The sequence below is a fragment of the Psychrobacter sp. T6-1 genome (assembly GCF_052258445.1).
The window spans coordinates 1-1,225 of record NZ_JBQQFC010000493.1 but is presented as its reverse complement, the minus strand read 5'-3'; the positions used below and the strand labels follow the sequence as shown (position 1 = coordinate 1,225).

Genomic DNA, 1,225 nt, shown 5'->3' with positions numbered 1-1,225 from the left:
AAAAAGGAAAACCTCATGGCAAAGGCCAAGTTTGAACGCGTAAAGCCCCACGTTAACGTCGGCACCATCGGACACGTTGACCATGGTAAAACCACACTAACCGCAGCTATCGCAACCGTAGCGGCAAAAACCTCAGGCGGCGAAGCCAAAGACTATGCGTCTATTGACTCAGCACCTGAAGAAAAAGCACGTGGCATCACCATCAACACCTCACACATCGAATATGACACCGAAGCCCGTCATTACGCCCACGTTGATTGCCCAGGTCACGCCGATTATGTCAAAAACATGATCACAGGTGCCGCCCAAATGGACGGCGCCATCCTAGTCGTCTCAGCCACAGACGGCCCAATGCCACAAACGCGTGAGCACATCTTGCTCTCTCGTCAGGTAGGTGTACCCTACATCATCGTCTTCATGAACAAATGTGACATGGTTGACGACGAAGAGTTACTTGAGCTCGTCGAAATGGAAGTACGTGAACTCCTTTCTGACTACGACTTCCCAGGCGACGACACCCCAATCGTAAAAGGTAGTGCCACAGAAGCCCTAAAAGGCTCAGAAGACAAATACGGCGAACCAGCTGTTGTCGAACTACTAGAGATTCTAGACACCTACATCCCAGAGCCTGAGCGTGACGTCGACAAAGCATTCCTAATGCCAATCGAAGACGTCTTCTCAATCTCAGGTCGTGGTACTGTAGTAACAGGCCGTGTTGAATCTGGTATCGTACGCGTAGGCGACGAAATCGAAATCGTCGGTATCCGTGACACCCAAAAAACCACCTGTACTGGTGTAGAGATGTTCCGTAAACTACTTGACGAAGGTCGTGCTGGTGAGAACTGTGGCGTACTACTACGTGGTACCAAGCGTGAAGACGTACAACGTGGCCAAGTACTAGCCAAGCCAGGTTCAATCACTCCGCATACCAAGTTTGACGCCGAAGTATACGTACTATCAAAAGAAGAGGGTGGTCGTCACACACCATTCCTAAACGGCTATCGTCCACAGTTCTACTTCCGTACCACTGACGTCACTGGCGCAATCCAGCTACAAGACGGTACTGAGATGGTTATGCCTGGCGACAACGTTGAGATGGGCGTAGAGCTTATCCACCCAATCGCTATGGACAAAGGTCTTCGCTTCGCTATTCGTGAAGGCGGCCGTACGGTAGGCGCTGGTGTTGTTGCTTCAGTTAAGGACTAATCATTAGATTAGCTTTTAC

1 protein-coding gene is annotated in these 1,225 nt (G+C 50.4%); it reads left to right on the top strand.

The features are described 5' to 3' along the window. The first annotated feature begins 15 nt into the window (after positions 1 to 15). Entirely contained in the window at positions 16 to 1,206 is a 1,191-nt protein-coding gene (tuf, locus tag ACTXGO_RS14060) for an elongation factor Tu (protein WP_435949696.1), read from the top strand. The last annotated feature ends 19 nt before the right edge of the window (positions 1,207 to 1,225 follow it).